At 67.6% G+C, this 21,496-nt stretch carries 24 protein-coding genes, 1 tRNA gene and 2 pseudogenes; 17 read left to right on the top strand and 10 right to left on the bottom strand.

Annotated elements, in window-relative coordinates:
- Positions 1 to 26: 26 nt before the first annotated feature.
- Positions 27 to 302 (top strand): helix-turn-helix domain-containing protein, encoded by a 276-nt coding sequence (locus tag E3O67_RS17065; protein WP_166787053.1) that lies wholly within the window; start codon positions 27 to 29, stop codon positions 300 to 302.
- 13 nt (positions 303 to 315) lie between these two features.
- On the opposite strand, the gene E3O67_RS14650 is transcribed toward E3O67_RS17065, so the two are convergent.
- The 3 genes from E3O67_RS14650 to E3O67_RS14640 are packed head-to-tail and all read right to left on the bottom strand — an operon-like array spanning position 316 to position 2,602.
- Complete coding sequence (locus E3O67_RS14650) at positions 316 to 1,062, bottom strand: ABC transporter ATP-binding protein (protein WP_134432761.1); 747 nt, start codon at positions 1,060 to 1,062, stop codon at positions 316 to 318.
- Positions 1,062 to 1,862, bottom strand: coding sequence for an ABC transporter permease (locus E3O67_RS14645; RefSeq protein ID WP_241979377.1), 801 nt, complete (start codon positions 1,860 to 1,862; stop codon positions 1,062 to 1,064). The genes E3O67_RS14650 and E3O67_RS14645 overlap by 1 nt, the downstream gene beginning before the upstream one ends.
- Before the next feature lie 47 nt (positions 1,863 to 1,909).
- Positions 1,910 to 2,602, bottom strand: a complete 693-nt coding sequence (locus E3O67_RS14640) for an NTP transferase domain-containing protein (protein WP_134369621.1) — start codon at positions 2,600 to 2,602, stop codon at positions 1,910 to 1,912.
- Between the two features lie 545 nt (positions 2,603 to 3,147).
- Here E3O67_RS14640 and E3O67_RS17135 point away from each other — a divergent pair.
- The 3 genes from E3O67_RS17135 to E3O67_RS14625 all read left to right on the top strand — a co-directional run bounded on the left by E3O67_RS17135 (position 3,148) and on the right by E3O67_RS14625 (position 6,757).
- Complete coding sequence (locus E3O67_RS17135; protein WP_241982212.1) at positions 3,148 to 4,728, top strand: ABC transporter ATP-binding protein; 1,581 nt, start codon at positions 3,148 to 3,150, stop codon at positions 4,726 to 4,728.
- Complete coding sequence (locus tag E3O67_RS14630) at positions 4,704 to 6,278, top strand: PAM68 family protein (protein WP_241982211.1); 1,575 nt, start codon at positions 4,704 to 4,706, stop codon at positions 6,276 to 6,278. The genes E3O67_RS17135 and E3O67_RS14630 overlap by 25 nt, the downstream gene beginning before the upstream one ends.
- Positions 6,279 to 6,466: 188 nt before the next feature.
- Positions 6,467 to 6,757, top strand: coding sequence for a DUF3039 domain-containing protein (locus E3O67_RS14625; protein ID WP_134432759.1), 291 nt, complete (start codon positions 6,467 to 6,469; stop codon positions 6,755 to 6,757).
- 56 nt (positions 6,758 to 6,813) lie between these two features.
- Here E3O67_RS14625 and E3O67_RS14620 read toward each other — a convergent pair whose 3' ends face one another.
- Positions 6,814 to 8,136: a nicotinate phosphoribosyltransferase gene (locus E3O67_RS14620; RefSeq protein WP_135103015.1), complete on the bottom strand. Its 1,323-nt coding sequence runs from the start codon at positions 8,134 to 8,136 to the stop codon at positions 6,814 to 6,816.
- Positions 8,137 to 8,188: 52 nt separating this feature from the next.
- Positions 8,189 to 9,421, bottom strand: coding sequence for a beta-ketoacyl synthase (locus tag E3O67_RS14615; RefSeq protein ID WP_198418989.1), 1,233 nt, complete (start codon positions 9,419 to 9,421; stop codon positions 8,189 to 8,191).
- A gap of 244 nt (positions 9,422 to 9,665) precedes the next feature.
- On the opposite strand from E3O67_RS14615, the gene murI reads away from it, so the two are divergent.
- The 4 genes from murI to E3O67_RS14595 all read left to right on the top strand — a co-directional run bounded on the left by murI (position 9,666) and on the right by E3O67_RS14595 (position 12,859).
- On the top strand, positions 9,666 to 10,529 hold the full coding sequence (gene murI, locus E3O67_RS14610) for a glutamate racemase (protein WP_134432753.1): 864 nt from the start codon (positions 9,666 to 9,668) through the stop codon (positions 10,527 to 10,529).
- Positions 10,526 to 11,260: a ribonuclease PH gene (gene rph, locus E3O67_RS14605; RefSeq protein WP_135103013.1), complete on the top strand. Its 735-nt coding sequence runs from the start codon at positions 10,526 to 10,528 to the stop codon at positions 11,258 to 11,260. Before murI ends, rph begins: the two co-directional genes overlap by 4 nt.
- Positions 11,261 to 11,264: 4 nt before the next feature.
- Positions 11,265 to 11,855: an RdgB/HAM1 family non-canonical purine NTP pyrophosphatase gene (rdgB, locus tag E3O67_RS14600; protein WP_134432749.1), complete on the top strand. Its 591-nt coding sequence runs from the start codon at positions 11,265 to 11,267 to the stop codon at positions 11,853 to 11,855.
- A gap of 92 nt (positions 11,856 to 11,947) precedes the next feature.
- Positions 11,948 to 12,859: a cation diffusion facilitator family transporter gene (locus tag E3O67_RS14595; RefSeq protein WP_134432747.1), complete on the top strand. Its 912-nt coding sequence runs from the start codon at positions 11,948 to 11,950 to the stop codon at positions 12,857 to 12,859.
- Between the two features lie 66 nt (positions 12,860 to 12,925).
- Here the strand turns inward: E3O67_RS14595 and E3O67_RS14590 are convergent, their stop codons facing one another.
- From E3O67_RS14590 to E3O67_RS14575, 4 genes and pseudogenes are all read right to left on the bottom strand, one after another.
- Positions 12,926 to 13,636 carry a DedA family protein gene (locus E3O67_RS14590; protein WP_174776845.1) on the bottom strand — a complete coding sequence of 237 codons (711 nt, stop codon included), beginning with the start codon at positions 13,634 to 13,636 and terminating at the stop codon, positions 12,926 to 12,928.
- A gap of 187 nt (positions 13,637 to 13,823) precedes the next feature.
- Entirely contained in the window at positions 13,824 to 14,498 is a 675-nt protein-coding gene (locus tag E3O67_RS14585) for a DedA family protein (protein ID WP_134432745.1), read from the bottom strand.
- Position 14,499: 1 nt separating this feature from the next.
- Positions 14,500 to 14,581, bottom strand: a tRNA-Leu gene (locus tag E3O67_RS14580).
- A 53-nt stretch (positions 14,582 to 14,634) separates the two neighbouring features.
- Positions 14,635 to 14,976: pseudogene (locus E3O67_RS14575) on the bottom strand (LysR substrate-binding domain-containing protein); the annotation flags it as partial.
- 4 nt (positions 14,977 to 14,980) lie between these two features.
- On the opposite strand from E3O67_RS14575, the pseudogene E3O67_RS14570 reads away from it, so the two are divergent.
- The 9 genes and pseudogenes from E3O67_RS14570 to E3O67_RS14530 form a co-directional block, all read left to right on the top strand.
- Positions 14,981 to 15,409, top strand: a pseudogene (locus E3O67_RS14570) (SDR family oxidoreductase); the annotation flags it as partial.
- Positions 15,410 to 15,661: 252 nt separating this feature from the next.
- A complete protein-coding gene (locus E3O67_RS14565) occupies positions 15,662 to 16,894 on the top strand; it encodes a CpaF family protein (RefSeq protein ID WP_135103011.1) in 1,233 nt (410 codons plus the stop codon).
- On the top strand, positions 16,891 to 17,748 hold the full coding sequence (locus tag E3O67_RS14560) for a type II secretion system F family protein (protein WP_134432707.1): 858 nt from the start codon (positions 16,891 to 16,893) through the stop codon (positions 17,746 to 17,748). The genes E3O67_RS14565 and E3O67_RS14560 overlap by 4 nt, the downstream gene beginning before the upstream one ends.
- The gene (locus E3O67_RS14555) at positions 17,736 to 18,683 is read left to right on the top strand and encodes a type II secretion system F family protein (RefSeq protein WP_241982210.1); all 948 of its coding nucleotides are present in this window, start codon (positions 17,736 to 17,738) and stop codon (positions 18,681 to 18,683) included. The genes E3O67_RS14560 and E3O67_RS14555 overlap by 13 nt, the downstream gene beginning before the upstream one ends.
- A 61-nt stretch (positions 18,684 to 18,744) precedes the next feature.
- Positions 18,745 to 18,933: a hypothetical protein gene (locus E3O67_RS14550; protein ID WP_134432705.1), complete on the top strand. Its 189-nt coding sequence runs from the start codon at positions 18,745 to 18,747 to the stop codon at positions 18,931 to 18,933.
- A gap of 36 nt (positions 18,934 to 18,969) precedes the next feature.
- Positions 18,970 to 19,350 carry a TadE/TadG family type IV pilus assembly protein gene (locus tag E3O67_RS14545; protein ID WP_241979373.1) on the top strand — a complete coding sequence of 127 codons (381 nt, stop codon included), beginning with the start codon at positions 18,970 to 18,972 and terminating at the stop codon, positions 19,348 to 19,350.
- A 61-nt stretch (positions 19,351 to 19,411) separates the two neighbouring features.
- On the top strand, positions 19,412 to 19,819 hold the full coding sequence (locus E3O67_RS14540) for a hypothetical protein (protein WP_241982209.1): 408 nt from the start codon (positions 19,412 to 19,414) through the stop codon (positions 19,817 to 19,819).
- Positions 19,820 to 19,869: 50 nt separating this feature from the next.
- Positions 19,870 to 20,340, top strand: coding sequence for a pilus assembly protein TadG-related protein (locus E3O67_RS14535; protein WP_241982207.1), 471 nt, complete (start codon positions 19,870 to 19,872; stop codon positions 20,338 to 20,340).
- A 43-nt stretch (positions 20,341 to 20,383) separates the two neighbouring features.
- A complete protein-coding gene (locus E3O67_RS14530; RefSeq protein WP_241979370.1) occupies positions 20,384 to 21,268 on the top strand; it encodes a DMT family transporter in 885 nt (294 codons plus the stop codon).
- A gap of 37 nt (positions 21,269 to 21,305) precedes the next feature.
- Here E3O67_RS14530 and E3O67_RS14525 read toward each other — a convergent pair whose 3' ends face one another.
- Positions 21,306 to 21,494: a hypothetical protein gene (locus E3O67_RS14525; protein WP_135103008.1), complete on the bottom strand. Its 189-nt coding sequence runs from the start codon at positions 21,492 to 21,494 to the stop codon at positions 21,306 to 21,308.
- Positions 21,495 to 21,496: the final 2 nt, after the last annotated feature.

Raw genomic sequence — 21,496 nt, 5'->3', positions numbered from 1 at the left:
GGACGGTGCGCGCCTATACACAGAGCATGCCTGAGCCGAAGTCAGAAGCATCCCGAATCCTCGGTGTCCGCTTGCGTCGCCGGCGGCGCCAGCTGGCCCTCAATCAGGAAGCCGTCGCCCACCTGGCCGGCCTGAACGTGTCCAACTACGCGCGCATCGACCGGGGCCTCGGCAACCCCACCTTCCACACCCTGATCCGGCTCGCGACGGTGCTCGGCCTGGAGCCAGGTGACCTGATAACCGGTTTCAATTCCGCTCACCTGCCGCCCTCCCGGGACGGCCGGCCCGACCGGATGCCGTGATCGCTTCGGCCCGTCAGGCCGGCTTGATCCCGTACTGCGAGTTGTAGAGCGCCAGCACTTCGGCGATGGGGGCATCCAGAACCAGCGCACCCTTGTCAAGGTAGAGGCCCCTGGTGCAGAACCGCTTCAGGTCCCGCTCATTGTGGGACACGAAGAACAGTGTGCGCCCGCCGGCCAGGAGCTCCTCGATCCGCCGGTAGCACTTCTCCCGAAACGCCTTGTCGCCGACCGCGAGCACCTCGTCCACGAGGAGGATGGGCTCCTCGAGCCGGGAAATCACGGCGAACGCGATCCGCACCTTCATGCCACTGGACAGGTGCTTGTAGGGAGTGTCGACGAAGTCGGCGATCTCGGCGAAGGCGATGATCTCGTCGAAACGCTCGGCGATCTGCCTCTTCGTCATACCGTGCAGGCCCGCTGTCAGGTAGACGTTCTCGCGTACCGTGAGGTCGTCCACGAAGCCACCCGTGATCTCGATCAGCGGGGCCACGCCCTCGGTCACGCGCACGGTGCCCTCATCGGGCAGCACGACGCCCGTGACCAGCTTCAACAGGGTCGACTTGCCCTGACCGTTGCGACCGACCACGCCGATCGCCTCGCCGCGCTGCACTGTGAACGACACGTTCCGCAGCGCCCAGAACTCGTTGGGTCGGATGCGCCGTCGCCGGGCGGCGAAAAGGTCCTTGAACGAGCGCCGGCCGCGTCGATTGCGGCGGAAACGGATGCCGACACCCTTCAGGGTGATCACCGGTGCCGACACTAGATCTCCTTCAGAACAGCGCGCTCGGTGCGCGTGAAGACAATCAGGCCGACGGCGAGGAAGAGGACCGACATCAGCGCGCTGATCAGCACGAGAGTCCAGTCGAGCTGCTCGGGGAAGAATGCGGCCCGGTACAGGCTGAACAGGCCGCTGAGCGGGTTGAAGCCGGCCCAGAACTGCAGTTCCGTGGGCAGGTCTGCCGTGCCGTAGATGATCGGGGATGCGTAGAAGAGGAACCGGAGGATAAGTTTCACGGCACGCTCGAGGTCACGAAAGAAGACTACGAGGGGAGCCACGATCAGCCCGATCCCCGCGGTCAAGATCGTCTGGATCAGGATGGCGAGGGGGAAGAGCGCCACCCCCGCGCTCAGTTCGGCGCCGGCGATTATCGCGAACAGCAAGAGCACCGGGATGGAGGCCACGAACTCGATGCCCTTGGACAAGACGAGCCGGTTCACCCAAATCGTACGGGGAATGCGGGTGGACCGGATCAGCTTCGCCTCGCGCAGGAACGCGCGGGTGCAGTCGGACACGGTGCCGTTGAACCACATCCACGGCAGCAGCGCCGACAGCAGGAAGACGATGTACGGCTCGTTGCCGACCGTGCGCTGGAAGACTTGGGTGAAGACGAACCAGTAGATCCCGGCCATGACCAGCGGGTCGAGAATCGACCAGAAATAGCCGAGCAGCGAGGTAGAGTAGCGCACCCGTAGGTCCCGCTGTGTGAGCAACCAGAGGGAATGACGGTACCTGGCGAAAGACGTGCGCTGCTCCGGGCGCACCTCCGCATAACTACTCACGCGCTCTATCGTAGGGGCGCGACGCGCGCCCTACGCGAACGGCACCGCTAAACGAAGAGGTTCGCCCGTTCGAGATCCTCGGCGAAGTCGACCTCGACCGCGTAGAAATCGGAGATGTCGAGAGGCTCGACCAGCAGGTTGTTCTTCTCGATCGCGAGCTCGATGCCGCGCTCGAAATAGTCCTGGTCGGCGACCTTCGTCAGATGGTGGAGCAGGACGGCCTTGTACGCGCTGGAAATGTAGTTGATGCCGACGGCCTCGCCCAGTCCGCCCTTGACGGTCTTGGAGAGTTCCTTGATGTAGCCCTCGGCGCTGGTCGTGTACTTGACCTCCTCATCGGACACCTTGGAGGTGTTGACGGTGACGAACGACTGGTCGCGAGCCACCATCGCGGCGGCGCGGTCGAGAATGGCCGGGTCGAAGACGACGTCACCGTTCATCCAGAGCACACCGCCGGTGGTGGACGCCTGGAGAGCGCGCATCAGGCTCTTCGAGGTGTTCGTCTGGTCATACTCTTCGTTGTAGACGAAGGATGCCTGCGGGAACGCTTCGATGATGTGCTCGAGCTTGTATCCGACGACGATGGTCACCTTGGCCTTCTTTCCGAAGGCGTGATCAATGTTGTCGAACTGCTGCTGCATGATCGTTCGACCATCGTTGAGCTCAGTGAGCGGCTTCGGAAGCGAACGACCGAGTCGGCTTCCCATGCCTGCTGCCAAAATGACTACCTGGGTGGTCACGATTGTCTCCTCAAAAAGAATTCGAGTGACCGAGACTCCCTCATATTAGGAACGAGTTTGCCTAGGGTTCACTTGTAAGTTCACGTATAGACACATCGTTATGCCGCTTTCAGAGTACCTTATGCCCTCTGTTGGGGGGAAGGGCAGGCTTCTTTCCGTGTTGAATTCGTGACCCGGGTGCGTGTGGCCGGGCAGCGACTGACTCTGTTTGCCAGTGGCCCCCGAAACCTGCGATGTCAGACGGTCCTTGGTAGGTTAGCGAGGTGACTTCAGCGCCCCCGACATCCGAGCCCGACGATCAGAGGGCAGGCTCTTCCGCGACAGATTCTGCTGAAACACAGGCCACGATGCCGGCTGTTGTGCGCGCGACGCCGGTGCCTAAGGCTCCCGTTCCAAAGCCGCCGCCGCGCACGACGGCTACCCCCCGTGTGGCCGCTGTTCGTCCGAGCGCTGCCCGCGCGACAGCGGCTGCGGAGTCGGATCCGGGTGCCCCCGGCGAGCCCGTTCCAAAGAATCCCGCGCCCAGGGCCGCTCCGAAAAAGCCCGTGACGAGAACGGCCCCGAGGAAGCCGGCTGCAGCCCCGGAGGCTGACCCCGCGGGCACCCTGCCGAGGAACGGGGCCCCGAAGGGCGGCACTGCTCGCCCGCCCGCGGCCCGCACGACAGCCACCACAACATCCGCCCGCACCACATCCGCCCGGGCCACGGCGGCACGCACGGCGGCGGCCAAGTCTGAATCCGTCGAGAAGACCGGTGCGGCCCGGTCCAGCGCGGCGAAGGCCAGCGCAGCGCGGGCTGCAGCGACTCGGGCGGCGACTCTGGCGGCTGCGGCTGCGGCTGCTGCGAACGTGTCCGAACCAGACCCGGTGCTTGTCGACCCGGTGCTTGTCGACCCGGTGCTTGTCGACCCGGTGCTTGTCGAATCTGAGCGTGTCGACCCGGTGCTTGTCGAACCTGAGCGTGTCGAACCGGAGCGTCCGGAGACTGAGCATGCCGAATCCAAGGCTGCGGAACCCGAGTCTGAGCAAACTGAGGCTGAGCAATCTGAGGCTGAGCAATCTGAGGCTGAGCAATCTGAGGCTGACGAAATTGCGTCTGACCCTGCCACGCAGGTTCCGCCGGAGCACTTCCCGGCGGCGGTCGAGTCTGCCGAGCCGGCCATGGCGGAGACATCCGTTGCGGAATCTTCCGAGGAAGAGACGTCCGTGCTGGAGCTCGGCGCAGCCGCATCGGGTCAGCTGTCGGCAGCCGCCGAAACGGAACTGCTACCTCCCGCCGTGTCTGCCGCCACGAAGCGGCCCGGTTTCAAGCGCGTCCCGCGCAAGCGCGCCCCGGTGATCGCGCCGGCCGCGATCGATCCCGACTCTCCGGTGGTGCTCTCGGTCACCGGTCTGCAGAAGAGCTTCGGGCAGACCGTGGCGGTGTCGGGCATCGACCTCGAGGTGCGCGCCGGGTCGTTTTTCGGGATCGTCGGGCCCAACGGCGCCGGTAAGACGACGACGCTCTCCATGGTCACCGGGCTTCTTCGGCCGGATGCGGGCAGCGTCACGGTGAACGGCATCGATGTCTGGGGGAGCCCGATCGCCGCCAAGCGCATCATCGGCGTGCTTCCTGATCGCCTGCGCCTGTTCGACCGCCTGACCGGTGCCCAGCTGCTCTACTACTCGGGTGTGCTCCGAGGCCTCGACGACGTCACCGTGCGGCAACGCGCAGCCGACCTGGCGACCGCCTTCGGCCTCGAAGACGCACTCAACCGCCTCGTTGCCGACTACTCGGCCGGCATGACGAAGAAGATCGCACTCGCCTGCGCGATGATCCATTCGCCGCGACTGCTTGTGCTCGACGAGCCGTTCGAGTCGGTCGACCCGGTCTCCGCCGTCAATGTCACCGAGATCCTGCAGAAATACGTCGCCAGCGGCGGAACGGTCGTGCTGTCGAGCCACGGCATGGACCTGATCCAGCGTGTCTGCGACCATGTCGCCATCATCGTGCAGGGCGCGGTGCTGGCATCCGGCACCATCGATGAGGTCCGTGGTGAGAAGACGCTCGAGGAACGGTTCATCGAGCTGGCCGGCGGACGCAAGGTGGCGGAGGGCATGGAGTGGTTGCACAGTTTCTCGGACTGAAGGTCCGCCTGCTCGCCAATCTGTTCCGGCGCAGTCCCTGGCAGGTCGTCGGTATCGTGATCGGCCTGCTCTACGGCCTCGCGCTGGCCGTCGGCCTCTTCGTGGTGCTCGTGGGGCTCCGCTTCACGGGCGATCCAGTGGCCCTTCGCGACGGCCTGATCGTCGCAGGGTCGCTCGTCGTGGTCGGCTTCCTGCTGTTCCCGCTCGTCTTCGGGATCGATGACACCATGGACCCGCGCAAATTCGCGACCATGGGCATCCCGACCCGGCGGCTGTCGCTCGGCCTCGCGCTGTCCTCGCTGGTGGGGGTGCCTGCGTTCGTGCTCGGGGTCGTGCTGCTCGGCACAGTCGTGACCTGGTCCCGGGGCGTCTTCGAAACGTTGCTCGCCCTCGTCTCCGCAGCCCTGCTGCTGGCCACCTGCATGCTCGCCTCACGGGTGAGCACATCGCTGGCGGCGTTCCTGCTGGCGACGCGTCGTTCCCGGGAGTTCACCGGAATCGTCGGGGTGCTGCTTCTGGTCATGACCGCCCCCATCGTGCTTCTAGCGCTCAACTTCGACTGGGGTCGCTACGGCCTCGACCTGATCGGCGGGTTGGCGGGCATCCTCGGCTGGACGCCCCTCGGCGCGGCCTGGGCCGTACCAGGGGACGCCTCAACCGGGCTCTGGGGTGCGGCAGTGCTCAAGCTGCTGATGGCCGGGACGACGACGTACCTGCTGTGGCTCGCCTGGCAGGGTCTGGTGGCCCGGATGCTCGTCACGCCCGACCGTGAGGCTCCGGCCCGCCACTACGGCGGGCTCGGGTGGTTCGACAGCATGCCACACACCCCGATGGGTGCGATTGCAGCCCGCAGCCTCACGTACTGGCGCCGCGACTCCCGCTACTGGATGTCCGTGATCATCATCCCGGTCATCCCCCTGATCGTCATTCTGCCGCTGTCCTTCGCGGGGGTGCCGATCTCCTACCTCGCGCTGCTGCCGGTGCCGTTGATGAGCGTTTTCCTGGGCTGGACCCTGCACAACGACGTCGCCCTGGACCACACCGCGGTTTGGCTGCATGTGGCCTCCGGCACCCGCGGATTCGAGGATCGGATGGGTCGCCTGGTTCCCGCCCTCTTCGTGGGGATCCCGATGATCGCGGCGGGATCGGCGCTCAGCGTGTCGGTCTACGGGGACTGGGCGGTCATGCCGTCCATCCTCGGGGTGAGCACCAGCATCCTGCTGACCGGGCTGGGACTCTCCAGCTATTCGTCGGCACGCTTCCCCTACCCTGCGACCAAGCCGGGAGACAGCCCGTTCGTCCAGCCACAGGCGTCGGACACCGCGGCCGCGCTGATCCAGTCGTTCACCTTCGCCGGGTCGATCCTGTTGTCACTTCCGGCGCTCGCCTGTGCTCTCCTGGGCGTGTTCGTCGACCCGGTCTGGAACATCCCGGCGCTCGTTCTCGGCGTCGGCATCGGTCTGATCACGCTCGTGGGCGGGGTCTGGCAGGGTTCGCTTGCGTTCGAGCGGCGCGGGCCGGAGATGATCTCCTCGGCCATCCGGGCCTAGTCGATTGCTCCCACGCCCTCGCGGCATCCGTTGCTTCAGTGTGTCCGTTCCGGTCGAGAGTGCCCGCTCCGCCAAGCACTCTCGACCGGAACGGGCACTGTCGCCGGCCGTGATGGCGGCGGGACCAGACTCGGCATCTGCACTAGGCGGGCCTGCCCATGCGTCCGCGGGTTGTTTAGACTGGACGCATGACTGATCACTTTCGCGCGAGCATCGCAGAACCCGGAAACCCCGGAACCGGTGGCGGCACCTCGACGCTCGACCGAGAGCTCGAGGAACTCCTCAACCAGGAACAGATCGAGCCGGGCGACCACGAGCGTTTCTCGCACTACGTTCCCAAGGACAAGATCCTCGAGTCGGCAATCTCCGGCAAGCCGGTGCGCGCCCTCTGCGGCAAGAAATGGCTGCCCGGACGTGACCCGGAGAAGTTTCCGGTCTGCCCGACCTGTAAGGCCATCTACGAAAAGATGAAGGCCTGACCGACCCGTTGACGACTGCCGGTGTGACCTGCCGGTTGATGACTGCCGGTTGATATCTACCGGTACAGGGTCGGGATGACGGGGTCGCCGCGCCCGAGGCGGAAGGCCTCGATCGGTAGTTCCTGCATAACGGATGCGTGGTGCGCGCGGGCACGTGTCGTGCCGGCCGGTCCGAGATGGCGTTCGTCGATCACGCCGTCGGTGATCAGGGGCACCAGCAGAGCGCGGTCCCGACCCGAGGTGGCGGCGGACGGGATGTCAGCGGCCGGATCACCGTCGATCAGGATGACCTCGGCGCGGGCGATCCCCGCGGCGTCAAGCCGTCGCACGGCCCTCTTGCGGCCGCCGACCGACGCCTTCGCGGGCGACGTCTTGGCGACATTCACCCAGTCTCCGGCGCTGTCGCGGTGCGCGACGAGTTTGTAGACCATCCCCGCGGCGGGTGACCCCGATCCGGTCACGACCGAGGTGCCAACGCCGAAGGCGTCCACGGGCGACGCGGACAGTGCGGCGATGGAGAACTCGTCGAGGTCGCTGGTGACCGTGATGTGCGTGTTGACCGCACCAAGGGAGTCGAGCTGGGCGCGGGCTTCCGCGACCATGGTGGGCAGGTCTCCGGAGTCGACCCGGATCGACCCGAGGGCCGGGCCGGCCACCTTGACGGCCAGGTCGATGCCCTTCACGACGTCGAAGGTGTCGACGAGCAGAGTGGTCGCCGGACCGAAGGCGGCGACCTGAGCGCGGAAGGCGTCTTCCTCACTGTCGTGCAGGAGGGTGAAGGAGTGGGCGGCCGTGCCCATCGTCGGAACACCCCAGCTGCGGCCGGCCTCGAGGTTGCTGGTCGAGGCGAAACCGGCAATGTAGGCGGCCCGGGCCGCGGCGACGCCGGAGTACTCGCCCGTGCGGCGCGAACCCATTTCGGCGAGCGGGCGGCCCAGGCTGACCGACACCATCCGTGCGGCCGCGCTGGCGACGGAGCTATCGTAATTGAGCACGCTCAGGATGAGGGTCTCGAGGATTACGCACTCGGCGAAGGTGCCGTCCACCGTGATCAGGGGAGAGCCCGGGAAGTAAGCCTCGCCCTCCTGGTAGCCCCAGATGGTGCCGCGGAACGCGTAGTCGGCGAGCCAGTTGAGGGTGGGCTCGCGCACGACCCTGTTGTCCCGGAGCCAGGTGAGTTCGGCATCCGTGAACCGGAAGGCCCTGATGAGATCGAGCAGGCGTCCGGTACCGGCCACGATGCCGTAGCGGCGGCCGGAGGGGAGGCGCCGGGCGAACGCCTCGAACTGGCACTCCCGACCGGCGGTTCCGCTTTGGATGGCGGCATCCACCATGGTCAGTTCGTACCGGTCGGTGCGGAATGCTGAGGATTCGGTCACCCGGAGAGCTTACCCGCCCCGACCGGTACGCGTTCTTGCCGGGGGAGAGGGCCTACAGCGCCCCGAAGGCGACGATGCAGTTCTGGCCGCCGAAGCCGAACGCGTTCGCCAGGGCGAACTTCACCGGCTTCTCCCGGGCGACCCGCGGCACGTAGTCGAGCGTGCAGTCAGGATCGGGGGTCGTGTAGTTGATCGTGGGCGGGATGATGCCGGTGCGGACCGACAGGGCGCAGAGCAGGCCGGAGAGGGCACCCGCGGCGCCGATCATGTGGCCCGTCATCGACTTGGGGGCGGTGACCGCGATGGAGTCGGCAGCGTTCCCGAGTGCCTGTCGGATGGCCGACGTCTCGGCGCGGTCGTTGGCCTGGGTGGACGTGCCGTGGGCGCAGATCATGTCGATGTCGCTCGGGTTGAGCTTCGACTTGATCAGGGCACGGGTCATGGCCAGGCTGGCGAACTTGCCGGTGGGTTCGGGCGCGACGATGCTGTGGCCGTCGCTGGTGAGGGCTCCCCCCAGCACCTCCGCATAGATCTGTGCGTCGCGGGCGCGGGCGTGGGAGAGGAGTTCCATCACAAAGACGACCGCGCCTTCGCCGAAGACGAGACCGTTGCGGTCGGCGTCGAAGGGGCGGCTGGCCTCGGCGGGGGAATCATTGTTCTTGGACGCCGCGTGCATGGCGTTCAGGCCAGCGAACATGACGGGAGTGATCGCCGCCTCGACACCGCCGGCGATGACGACGTCCGCGTCTCCCATGACGAGCATGGTGCGTGCCTCGAGGAGCGCGTAGGCACCGCTGGCGCAGGCCAGGGCGCTCGCGTTGACCGGTCCGTGGATGCCGAGGTCGATCGCGACCTCGCAGGCGGCCATGTTCAGCAGGGCCGAGGGCACGAAGCGCGGCGGGATGCGCCGGGAGTCGCCGGCGTTGACGAGCTCGGTGGCCTCCTGGATCTCCGCGAAACCGCTGACGGCACTGTTGACGACGACCGCAGTGTCGATGCCTTCCATTGAGGCACCGAAACCGGCATCCGCCACCGCCTCGCGGGCCGCGGCGATTGCGAGCTGCGAAGCGCGTGAGGCGCGCTTGACCTGCTTCACCGTCATGTGATCGCCCGGAACAAAGTTCTTCACCTCACCTGCGAACTGTGTCGGTAGGCCGGATGGATCGAACTGGGTGATCCGGGCCACGCCGCTGCGCCCGCCGATGAGGCCAGACCAGGTGTCGCGCCAATTGTTGCCCAGAGGGGTCAGTGCGCCCAGCCCGGTGATTACGACTCGATCATTCACGGTGATCATCTCCTCAAACGACGAATGTGACGAAAATTCTGGTGCGGCATCCGTCGGTTGGCGGGGGCCATATTCCGAGTGTAGTTACGGCCATATTCCCCGATCGGAACGTGATCGAACCGCTTCGGCGAGACTGGGAATGTGCCGTCAATCTCCCAGAAAAAGGGGCAACACTCGGCCGCGTCGGACCGGACGTCCGGCGCACACGGGTGAGGGACAGGGATTCCGACTAAGCTCGATTGTCGTGACGGATGCACCGATTGGAATCTTCGATTCCGGAGTGGGCGGCCTGACTGTCGCCCGGGCGATCAAGGATCAGCTGCCCAATGAATCGATCCTCTATATCGGAGACACCGCGCATTCCCCGTATGGCCCGAAGAAGATCGCGGATGTGCGCGGCTTCGCCCTTGACGTTCTCGACGACCTGGTCGCCCAAGGCGTGAAAATGCTGGTCATAGCCTGCAACACGGCTTCGGCCGCGATGCTCCGCGATGCCCGAGAGCGCTACAGCGTTCCCGTCGTCGAGGTCATCCAGCCGGCGGTGCGCCGCGCCGTGCGCACCACTCGGAACAACCGCGTCGGCGTGATCGGCACCCTCGGAACGGTCAAGTCGCGCGCCTACGACGACGCGTTCGCCGCGGCCACGGACATCACGCTCCTGACCCAGGCCTGCCCGCGGTTTGTCGAATTCGTCGAGGCGGGAATCACGACGGGCGACGAACTCCTCTCGGTGGCCGAGGGCTACCTCGCTCCTCTGCGGGCCGCGGATGTCGACACTCTCGTTCTCGGCTGCACGCACTACCCGTTCCTGCGCGGGGCCATCTCCTACGTGATGGGGGACACCGTGACCCTCGTCTCCAGCGACACCGAGACGGCCAACGACGTGTACCGGCTGCTCGTGAGCCAGAGCCTGGAACGTACCGTGCAGGCGCCACCCAGCTACCGGTACGAGGCCACCGGCGACAGTGCCGAGGCTTTCCTGCATCTGGCCCACCGATTGATCGGGCCGGAAATCGGCCGTGTCGACCTGGTCGAGACCGGGGCCTTCAATTTGAGCGAGCTTGCCGAGTTCGCCGCATCGCATCCCAACCTCAAGGAGACCCCGTGACCGACACCGTGCGCGTAGACGGACGAACGAACGACCAGCTGCGTCCCGTCACGATCGAGCGCGGGTGGAGCGACCAGGCCGAGGGATCTGCCCTGATCTCGTTCGGGCGCACCAAGGTGCTCTGCACGGCCTCGTTCACCAACGGGGTGCCGCGTTGGATGGCCGGCAAGGGCAAGGGCTGGGTCACCGCCGAGTACTCCATGCTGCCGCGCTCCACCGACTCCCGGATGGACCGCGAATCGGTCAAGGGCCGCATCGGCGGCCGCACGCACGAGATCAGCCGACTGGTGGGACGCAGCCTGCGCGCCGTGGTCGATATGAAGGCCCTGGGTGAGAACACCATTGTGCTGGACTGCGACGTGCTACAGGCCGATGGCGGCACCCGCACCGCGGCGATCACTGGCGCCTACGTGGCCCTCGCCGACGCCCTCGAGTGGGGCCGGGAGAAGAAGTTCCTCAGTCAGAAGGCGCAGCCCCTGACCGACAGCGTCGCAGCGATCTCGGTGGGCATCGTGGGCGGCAAGCCCATGCTCGACCTGGCCTACACGGAGGACTCGCGCGCCGAGACCGACATGAACGTGGTCGTCACCGGCCGTGGCCTCTTCGTGGAGGTGCAGGGTACGGCCGAGGCCGCGCCCTTCGACCGCACGGAACTGAACTCGCTGCTCGACCTGGCGCTGGCCGGGACGATCTCCCTGACCGAGTTCCAGAAGAGCGCGCTGGGGCGTTAGAGCCATGCAGGTCGTTCTCGCCACCCACAACCCGCATAAGGTCGAGGAGCTGCGGCGCATCCTCGCACCGAGGCTCCCCGGCCTCGAGGTGCTGGCCTACGACGGACCCGAGCCGGTCGAAGACGGCGTCACCTTCGCCGAGAACGCTCTGATCAAGGCGCGAGCCGCCGCGGCGCACACCGGTCTGCCGGCCATCGCCGACGACTCCGGCATCTGCGTGGACGTGCTCGGCGGCTCGCCCGGTATCTTCTCGGCCCGGTGGGCCGGGCCCGCTCGGGACTCCGATCGGAACCTGCAGCTGCTGCTCTGGCAGCTGGGCGATGTCGCAGCCGAGCACCGCGGGGGACACTTCGCCTGCGTCGCCGCTTTGGCCATGCCCGACGGCACGGAATGGCACGTGACCGGAGAATGGCCCGGGCAGATCCTGACCCAGCCCAGCGGTGCCGGCGGCTTCGGCTACGACCCGATCTTCCTGCCCGACGGCTACGCGATCTCGGCCGCCGAGCTGACCGCCAACGTGAAGAACGAGCACAGCCACCGGGCGAGGGCGTTCGGCAAACTGATTCCGGTGCTGGAGACGCTGCTGGAAGCCTGAACGGCGCATCCGCCCGCCCTGCTGAGAACGGCACTCATTCCCAACTGGCGGCTGAACTGGCGGCCGGGTGCCGACGGCCATAGCGTGGAGGCATGGGTCACGATCACGCGCACACCTCGCACACGAACCGTGTGCGCCTGTCGGTCGCGATCGGGATCGTCTCCACGGTGCTCGTCGTGGAGGTCGTCGGCGCCTGGCTGACCGGCTCCCTGGCTCTGTTGGCGGACGCCGGGCACATGTTCTCCGACCTCGCAGGCCTGATCATCGCTCTGACGGCCACCGTGGTGGCGGCCCGGCCGGCCACCGACCGGCAGACTTTCGGCTACCAGCGGGCCGAGGTGTTCGGCGCCCTGCTGAACGGGCTCATCCTGGTGGGGGTGGCCATCGCCGTCGTGATCGGCGCCGTCGGCCGGCTGGTCGACGCCGGCGGCAGCGAGGTGCGGGCGGCCCCCATGCTGGCCGTGGCCGTGCTCGGCCTCCTCGCCAACATCACGGCTCTGCTCCTGCTGCGCCCGGCTGCCGGGTCGTCGATCAATATGCGCGGCGCCTACCTCGAGGTGCTCGGCGACACGCTGGGCTCAGTGGCGGTCATCGTGGCGGCCGGGGTCATCCTTCTGACGGGCTTCGTGCAGGCGGATGCGATCGCTTCGCTGGTCATCGCCGGTATGATCGCACCTCGGGCCTACGTGTTGCTGCGCGACGTGGTGCGGGTGCTGAGTGAATCGGTGCCGGCCGACACCGACGTCGCGGAGATCCGGCGGCACCTGCTCGAGACGAGGGGCGTGGTGGCGGTGCACGATGTGCACGTCTGGATGATCACCTCCGGCGCCCACGTCTTCAGCGCCCATGTCGTGGTCGAACCGGCGGTGCTGAGCTCGGGCGGCTCCGGCGCACTGCTCGATGATCTCTCCGCCTGCCTGGCAGACCACTTCGACGTGGACCACTCCACGTTCCAGCTGGAGCCGGCCGAGCATGCCGCGCACGAGGAGAACCGGCACCGGTAGCGGCCCGGGGGTTGATCGGCTCCGGTGTTGAAGAGTTCAGTGTTGAAGAGCCCGGTGTTGAAGAGTTCAGAGGTCGTGCTTGTGGTCGTCGCGCTTGTGCTCGGGGATGTCCTCGAAGGTGTCGGCGTCGAGGGCAAGGCTTCCGGTTTGGACGGTCAGCCCGGCGCGCGTGTCCCGGCGGGCCTTGGACGCGGTCTGCAGATAGTGGAAGACGGTGGGGATCAAGGTGACGACGACCGCGCCGATCAGGATGAGGTCGATGTAGTTCTGCACGAAATCCGCGACGGGCGGTATGTAGCCGAGGAAGAAACCGAAGTAAGTGAGGCCGGTGCCCCAGAGAAGAGCCCCGATCAGGTTGTAGAGCGAGTATTTGCGGTAATCCATGTGGCCGACGCCGGCCGCCACCGGGGCGAAGGTGCGCACGATCGGAACGAAGCGGGCCACGATGACGGCCACGCCACCGAAACGAACGAAGAACGCGTTCGTGCGCTCGACGTTTTTGATGCTGAACAGGCCGGATTCTTTGCGCTCGAACACTCTCGGGCCGAATTTGTGACCGATCAGGTAGCCGACCTCACCGCCGAGGAAGGCCGAGAAGCCGATGGCGAGGGCCACCCACCAGATGTCGATCTGGATGACTCCGGCGAAGGTCAGCAGGCCGGTGATGACCAGCAGGGTGTCCCCGGGAAGGAGGAACCCCACCAGTAGGCCGGTCTCGGCGAAGACGATCGCGCAGACGCCCAAGAGGGCCCAGGGGCCGAAACCGTCGATTAGCATTTCCGGGTCGAGCCAGGGGATGACTGCCATGGGAAGCAGTGCGGTGTCAATCACTAAGAATCTCCTGTGGGCGTCGGTCAGATCGGCCGGGCGGCGGGATCACTGTGCTCTGTTACAGGCTAACGCGGTTTTCCGACAGTGCGCCGTGGGCCTGCCGTGGCCCTTCCGCCCTTCCTGCCTTCTGGGTCTAGGAGGTGGACGGGTCGTCGATGAGCGCGCTGCGGGCATCCAGCCGATTCTGGGCGCGATCGGCGAGTAAAGTGCGCACGCCGAAGATGATCGAGGCAGTGATGAAGACGCCGGCGATGACGTAGGCCGCGTTTTTCACACCGGGGATTGCGGCGGCGTAGTACCCGGTCAGGGTGAGGCCAACGCCCCAGGCCAGGGCGCCGACCAGATTGCTGGTCAGGAACTTGTAGTAGTTCATGCGGCCGACGCCCGCGACCACCGGCACGAAGACCCGGCCCCACGGCATGAACCGGGCGACGACCACCGACCACCAGCCGTATTTACGGTAGAAGGCCTCCGTCTTGGTGATGGCCGTGCGGGTGCGGCGGCCGCCGTGGCGGTCCAGGTAGGAGCGGCCGTAGTGGCGGCCGAGCAGGAATCCGACCTGGTCGCCGAGGAACGCGGCGATGCCGGTGCCGACGGCCAGGACGGCGATGCTCAGGCTCGGCGTGGAGGCGGCCACCAGGCCCGAGCCGAAGAGCAGGGAGTCGCCGGTGATGAACGGGATGAAGACCCCGAGGAACACCGCCGTTCCGGCGAAGACGAGGGCCCAGATGAGCAGGTAGAAAAGCACGACGCCGGTACTCGCCAGCAGTTCGTTCAATTGGCCGTCCAGGGCCGACAGGTGACTCATGTGCGGGAGAGGGGACTTGAACCCCCACGCTCGAAAGCACAGGAACCTAAATCCTGCGTGTCTGCCAATTTCACCACTCCCGCGAGGTGCACTCCCAGTGTACTTCGCGGGAGTGGCCCGCCCGTGAACGTGCCGGTCAGCGGGTGGACGCGGCACCGAGCAGAGACTCCGTGAACGCAGACGTCCCTGCTCGGAGCGCGGCGACCACGGCCGCGACCGCCGGCTGGTGCAGGGATTCCTGACGGAGGACCATCCAGTACGGAAGCAGTTCCTGGAACTGCTCCGGCAACAGGCGCACCAGGTCGGGCTGCTGATCGCCCATGAAACTGGGCAGGAAGCCGATTCCCGCTCCGGCCCGGGTGGCCGGAACGTGCACGAACATGTTGGTGGAACTGAGCGAGGCCCGCATGGATGGGACGAGTCGCCTGGCCGCATCCAAATCGTCGACCAGCAGCATCGCGTCGACGAAATAGACCAGCGGGCTGCTGACCCGGGCCGTGCTGCCGCGCATGTACGACACCGGTTTCGGGCGCGTCATCAATGTCACCTCGGTGCACGGCATCCGTGCATCGCCGTTCAAGAGCGCGTATGTGGCCGCCAGGCACGGCCTTGAGGGACTGTCGAAGGTCACCGCCCTCGAGGGTGGTGAGCACGGGGTGACCAGTAACTGCGTCAGCCCCGGGTATGTGCGCACGCCGCTGGTGGTGGAGAAGCAGATCGCCGACCAGGCGGCGGTGTACGGCATCCCGGATTCGGAGGTGCTCAGCAAGATAATGCTGACCGAGAGCGCCATCAAGCGCCTGGTCGAACCCGACGAGGTCGGGTCGCTCGTGGCGTGGCTGGACGGGGCGGAAGCCGCCATGGTCACGGGCGCCAGCTACACCATGGACGGCGGCTGGTCGGCCCGCTGAGGCCGACGCCGCGCTGTTCCGTGGCTAACTCAGGAGATTCTCCGTGCGCGCGGTCTACTGCCGCACTGGTCCGGGCAGCAGCCGCATGGCCGACTGGAATCTCCTGAGTTGGCCACATTCGTGCGTCGGTTGAGGGACATCCGTTCTCAGGTCTCGGCGGTACCGGCGACGGGCAGGCGCGGAAACGTCGGCCAGCAGGCAGGCTGTGGATAAGTCGGGCGTGGGCCTCGGAAGATGGGCGATCATGCAGGAATGAGCGAAGCCGTGCGCATCATCACCGAGCAGGTCCGAACCCGGGTACGGCGCGACGGCGTGGACCTGGCGTCGAACACCGGGCTCACCGAGCGGTACGTGCGCGACGAGGTGCAGCGCTACGCCGAGCGGGCGCTCGGCAACTCCCTGCCGCTGATCGCCGACGAACGGCAGGCAGCGCGCGAGGTCGTGGCCTCGCTGACCGGGTTCGGGGCGCTGCAGCCGTTCCTCGACGATCCCGGCATCGAGGAGATCTGGATCAACGCGCCGAGCCGGGTGTTCGTGGCCCGCGACGGGGTTCCCGAGCTGACCACGATGGTGCTCACCGAGCGGGAGGTGCGCGACCTGGTCGAACGGATGCTGCAGGCGTCCGGCCGCCGCGTCGACCTCTCCTCCCCGTTCGTCGATGCCTCACTCCCCGACGGCTCCCGGCTTCACGTCGTGATCCCCGACATCACGCGCGAGCATTGGGCCGTTAATATTCGCAAGTTCACCCGGCGCATCCGTGACCTGAACCAGTTGGTCGGGCTCGGGTCGCTCACCCAGCAGTCGTCCGAGTTTCTGCGGATGTGTGTGCTGGCCGGGCAGAACATCCTTGTCTCCGGGGCCACCCAGACCGGCAAGACCACCATGCTCAACGCCCTGCTCTCGGCCACACGCAAGAACGAGCGCATCGTGACGGTGGAGGAGACCTTCGAGCTCGACCTGGCGGCGCGGGACGTCGTGGCCATGCAATGCCGCCAGCCCAGCCTCGAGGGAACCGGGGAGATCACCCTGCGCCGTCTGATCAAGGAATCGCTGCGGATGCGCCCGGACCGCCTGATCGTCGGCGAGGTGCGCGAGGCCGAGAGCCTCGACCTGCTCATCGCCCTGAACAGCGGGCTGCCCGGAATGTGCTCGATCCACGCCAACAGTGCGCGGGATGCGCTCGGCAAGCTGTCGACCCTGCCGCTGCTGGCGGGCCGCAACATCGACTCCTCGTTCGTTCTGCCGACCGTGGCGGGCTGCATCGACATCGTCGTGCACTGCGAGATCGACCGGCACGGGCGGCGCCGGGTGACGGAGATCCTCGCGCCGAGCGGGCAGCTGTCGGGGGCGATGATCGAGGCGAGCCCGATCTTCCTCGCGCAGCGGGGCCTGCTCGAGCCGACCGGGGGCTACCCGACGAAGCTCGCCAAGTTCCACGCGGCGGGGCTCGATCCGGCCATCGTGCTGCGGGCCGGGGCCGCATGACTCTCGCACTCGGAGGACTGCTCGGTGCCGGGCTGCTCCTGCTCGCCGCTCCGTTCCTCTGGCCGCGCACCAGAGGCAGGACCCGGTCCCGCACAACGGGAAGACTGCGGGCGCACCTCGCCCAGGCCGGGCTCGGCAACCTTCCCCTGCCGGCCTTCGTTGCCCTCTCCCTGGTGCTGGGGCTGGCCGTGTCGGCGCTGACCCAGGCCCTCCTGGGCATCGCGGCCCTGTCGATCGGCACCGCGCTCGGTGGGCTGGCCCTGCCGACCCTGATGGTCACCTGGCGAGTGCGCGCCCGGCGGAGGGCGAACCGCGCCGTGTGGCCCGACGTCGTCGATCACCTTGTGTCGGCGGTGCGGTCGGGGCTCGCGCTGCCCGACAGCGTGGGCAGCCTGGCCGGCGCCGGCCCGCTGTCGACCCGGCCCGCCTTCGCCGAATTCGCCCGGGAGTACCAGGCGACCGGCAACTTCGGTTCCGCCGTCGACGGGCTCAAGGTGTCCCTCGCCGACCCGGTGGCCGACCGCATCCTGGAGACGCTTCGGATGGCCCGGGAAGTCGGTGGCAGCGACCTCACTGTCGTGCTGCGCAGCCTCTCCGCCTGGCTTCGCCAGGACGCCGCCATCCGCTCCGAGGTCGAGGCCCGCCAGTCCTGGATCGTCAACGCGGCGCGGCTGGGCGTGGCCGCACCATGGATCGTGCTGCTGCTCCTGGCCTCCCGGCCGGAAGCGGCGGTCGCCTACAACACCTCCGCCGGCGTGGTCGTGATCGTCGGCGGACTCGGGGTATCTGTGGTCGCCTACCGCCTGATGGTGGCGCTGGGGCGGCTGCCCGAGGAACGCCGGTGGTTCAAGTGAGCACCGCGCAGGCCTGGGCGCTGGTCTGCGGCACCGCGCTGGGCCTGGGGCTCTGGTCGCTCGCCAGCCTGGTGCCCCGGCTGAGCCGCCCGCGCCTCGCGCAGCGGCTGGCGCCGTACATCCTCGACGTATCGGCGGAGGCGCGGCTGTTCGTGGGGCGCACGACGGTGCATCCTCTGCCGGTGCTCGGCACCCTGTTCGCGCCCCTGTTCGGGGCCCTCCAACGCGCATTCGGCGCCGTTCTCGGCGGCACGGAGACGATCGAGCGGCGACTGCGACAGTCGGGGTCGGTCCGCAGCACCGACGAGTTCCGGTCGGAGCAAGTGGTTTGGGCGCTCGTGGGCCTGGCCGCCGGAGCCGGGGCGGTCGTGGCGCTGCCCGCGTTCCGGTCGCTGCCGCTGTTCGTGCAGCTCTGCCTGCCGGTGGTCACCGCGGCGGGTGGCGCGTTGGTCCGCGATTGGATGCTCAGCCGCACCGCTACGGCTCGGCTGGCGCGCATGCAGAGCGAATTTCCGACCGTGCTCGAGTTCATGACGCTGTCCTTGTCGGCGGGGGAGGGAATCCTGGACGGGCTCGCCCGGGTCTCGCGCACGAGCACGGGCGAGCTGTCGCGGGAGCTGGCGGGTGTGGTGGCGGATGTGCGCACGGGGGTGCCGCTCGCCGTAGCCCTGCAGTCGCTGTCACGCCGGATGGCTCTGCCCGCGGTGACCCGTCTGGTCGACCAGGTCACGGGTGCGCTCGACCGCGGCACCCCGCTCGCGGAGGTGCTGCGCGCCCAGGCGCAGGACGCTCGCGACGAGGCGAAGCGGGGGCTGATCGAGGTTGCAGGCAAGAAAGAGGTGGCCATGCTGGTGCCGCTCGTGTTCTTGATCCTGCCGATGACTATTTTGTTCGCGATCTTTCCCGGTCTGTTCATCCTGCAGAGCGGGTTCTGAACCACTGCCCTTTGCACCCATCGAGAGAACCACTGTCCCCACAAGAGAAAGTGAGCCCATCATGAAGACACTGCAGAGACGGTTGCGCGACCGGTGGGGCAATGCCGGGGGTGACGAACGCGGCGATGTGCCCGGTTGGGTGCTGATCACCTTGATGACGGCCGGGTTGGTCATGATCATCTGGGGTCTGGCCGGGCCTGCCCTGAGCGGCGTGTTCCAGCAGGCGATCGACCGGGTCAGCGGAATGTGACCGGCTGTGACGCGCACGCGGGGGAGCAAGGCCCGATTGCTCGGTGCTGAAGACGGTTCGGCGGCCGCCGAATTCGTGATGGTTGGGGCGCTGCTGACCGTGCTGACGCTCGGGGTCATGCAGCTGGGGCTGGCGCTGCTCGTGCGCAACACCGTTCTCGACGCCGCCGCCGAGGGCGCACGGTACGCCGCGCTCGCCGACAGTGGGCTGGGCGAGGGGGCGGCCCGCACCCGTGAGCTGATCACGATGTCGATCGGCTCGGCGTATGCGACCGATGTGGAGGCCAGCTATGCGGATTACGGCGGATTCCCGAGCGTGCAGGTGCGCGTCGTGGCGCCGCTGCCATTGCTGGCCCTGTTCGGCGTCGATCGCGGGCTGGAGGTGGTGGGGCATGCGGCCGCCGAGAACCTGCGGTAATCGCAACCAGCGTGGTCGTTGGCGTATGCGCGCGGTGCACAGCGAGCGGGGCTCGGCTTCTTTGGAGTTCATCACGGCCGGGCTGATCCTGCTGGTGCCGCTCGTCTACCTGGTGCTGACGATGGCGGCGCTGCAGGGCGGCGCCCTGGCCGTGGAGGGAGCGGCGCGCCAGGCTGCCCGCGTCTACGTACAGGCGCCCGATGAGGCCGCGGCGAAGGCCCGGGCCGATCGGGCCGTGCAATTCGGGCTCACGGACTATGGCATCGACCCGGCGGGCGCCCAGGTGGAGGTGGCCTGCGAGGACGGCGTGAACGGATGCCTGACCAGGCAGAGCACGGTCACGGTGACCGTGCGCATCCGGGTGGCCTTGCCGCTCCTGCCTGACCTACTCGCGTTGCGCGACTCGGCCAGCGTGCCTCTGCAGGCGCAGGCCACGCAGACGGTGTCGCGATTTTGGCGGGCCGGATGAACGGCGGTGGCGCGGGCTCGGCGGTCACGGGTGCGCTTGCTGGATCACGTGTGGCACGTTTACAGGGGCGGCTGCCGTTTCGGCCCGGCGACGAGGAGGGCTCGACGCTGATCCTGACGATCTTCTATGGTTTCCTGTCCCTGCTGTTGATCCTCGTCGTCGTGGCTGCGACCTCTCTCTACCTGGAGCGGAAACGTCTGCTGACCCTCGCGGACGGCGCAGCGCTCGCCGGGGCCGAAGCGTTCGACCTGGGCGCGATGGCCGTCACGGCCGACGGCTCGGGCGCGGGACTGCGACCTTCCCTGTCGTCTGTCGGCGTGCGGGCGGCCGCGGAGGAGTATCTCGCAGCCGCCCCGCACGGCCGGATGGAGGAAGTGACGGTGAACGGGGCGGCATCCGTTGACGGGGTCAGCGCCACGGTGTCGCTGAGCGCCTACTGGCGTCCGCCGGTGCTGGCCGTACTGCTGCCTTCCGGGGTGCCGCTGGAGGTCACGGCGGTGGCGCGGTCGGTGTTCCGCTAGCGTTGGCGAGACGCGCCTGCCCAGGCGCCGGGGGAGGAGAATCGTGACGGCCAAGCGCGACCGCCTCACCGGTGCCGGCGCTCAGGTCGTCACCGAGGTGAGCATCAACTTCGGCTCGTCATTGGCCGGACTGGCCATTCCGCTGGTCGGCTCGCCCGTCGTGGTGGCGGTGCGGCAGCTGGTGATGGCCGCGACTGTGCTGCCGTTCTATCGGCCGAAACTGGCCGGACTCAGCTGGCGGCGCCTGTGGCCTGCCCTGGCCCTCGGTGTCGTGCTCGCGGTGATGAACCTCACCTTCTACGAGGCCGTCGACCTGCTCGGTCTCGGCATCGCCGCCACGATCGAGTTCCTCGGGCCGTTCGCACTGGCGCTTGCCTCGTCGCGGCGCCTGCTCGACTTCGTCTACGCCACCGCCGCGGCGGGCGGAGTGTTCCTGCTGACCTGGTCTGACGGGGCGCTGAACGTGCTCGGAATTGTCTACGCCCTGACCGCGGCGGCGTCCTGGGCGGCGTACATTCTGCTGACCCGCAAGGTGGCGGTGTCGTTCCCCGGGCTCGAGGGCATCTCCGTGGCCAGCGTCGTGAGCCTGACGCTGCTGGTGCCGTTTGCGCTGCTCACAGTGGACTGGACCACCCTGAACTGGAGTGTGATCGGGCTGCTGCTGGCCATCGGCGTGCTTTCGTCGGCGTTCCCGTACACGCTGGACACCTACATCCTGCGGCGCATCACCCCGCGCCTCTACGCGATCATCACCAGCTTCGGCCCGGTGATCGCGGCCCTGTTCGGCGCGCTGGTGCTGGGGGAGACGTTCCTGTTGCAGCAGCAGATCGCCATCGTTGTGGTGTGCGTGGCGGCCGGCGCGGCAATCGCCAGCCAGCGCGATAAACCGAAGTCTGAACTCGAGATCATCGCGGGCGCGATTCCCTGATCGGGGCGTGATCCCGCGGCGCCCCGGCTCTGAGAACTCAGGTGACCATGACGCCCTGGTGCGCGGCGAGAACGGGTGCGAGGAGGCCGAGCCGGGCGTCGTCGATGGTGGCGCCGCACAGTCCTTCGAGGCCGTGGATGGCGCGGAGGACGCTGCCGTCGGCATCGCGCAGGCCGGCCAGCATGGTGCGGTCAAGCTGCGGTCCACGGGTCTTCGCGCGTGCCACCG

The organism is Cryobacterium sp. TMT3-29-2 (assembly GCF_004564305.1).
Taxonomy (GTDB): domain Bacteria; phylum Actinomycetota; class Actinomycetes; order Actinomycetales; family Microbacteriaceae; genus Cryobacterium; species Cryobacterium sinapicolor.
This window is presented reverse-complemented; position numbering and strand designations above follow the sequence as displayed.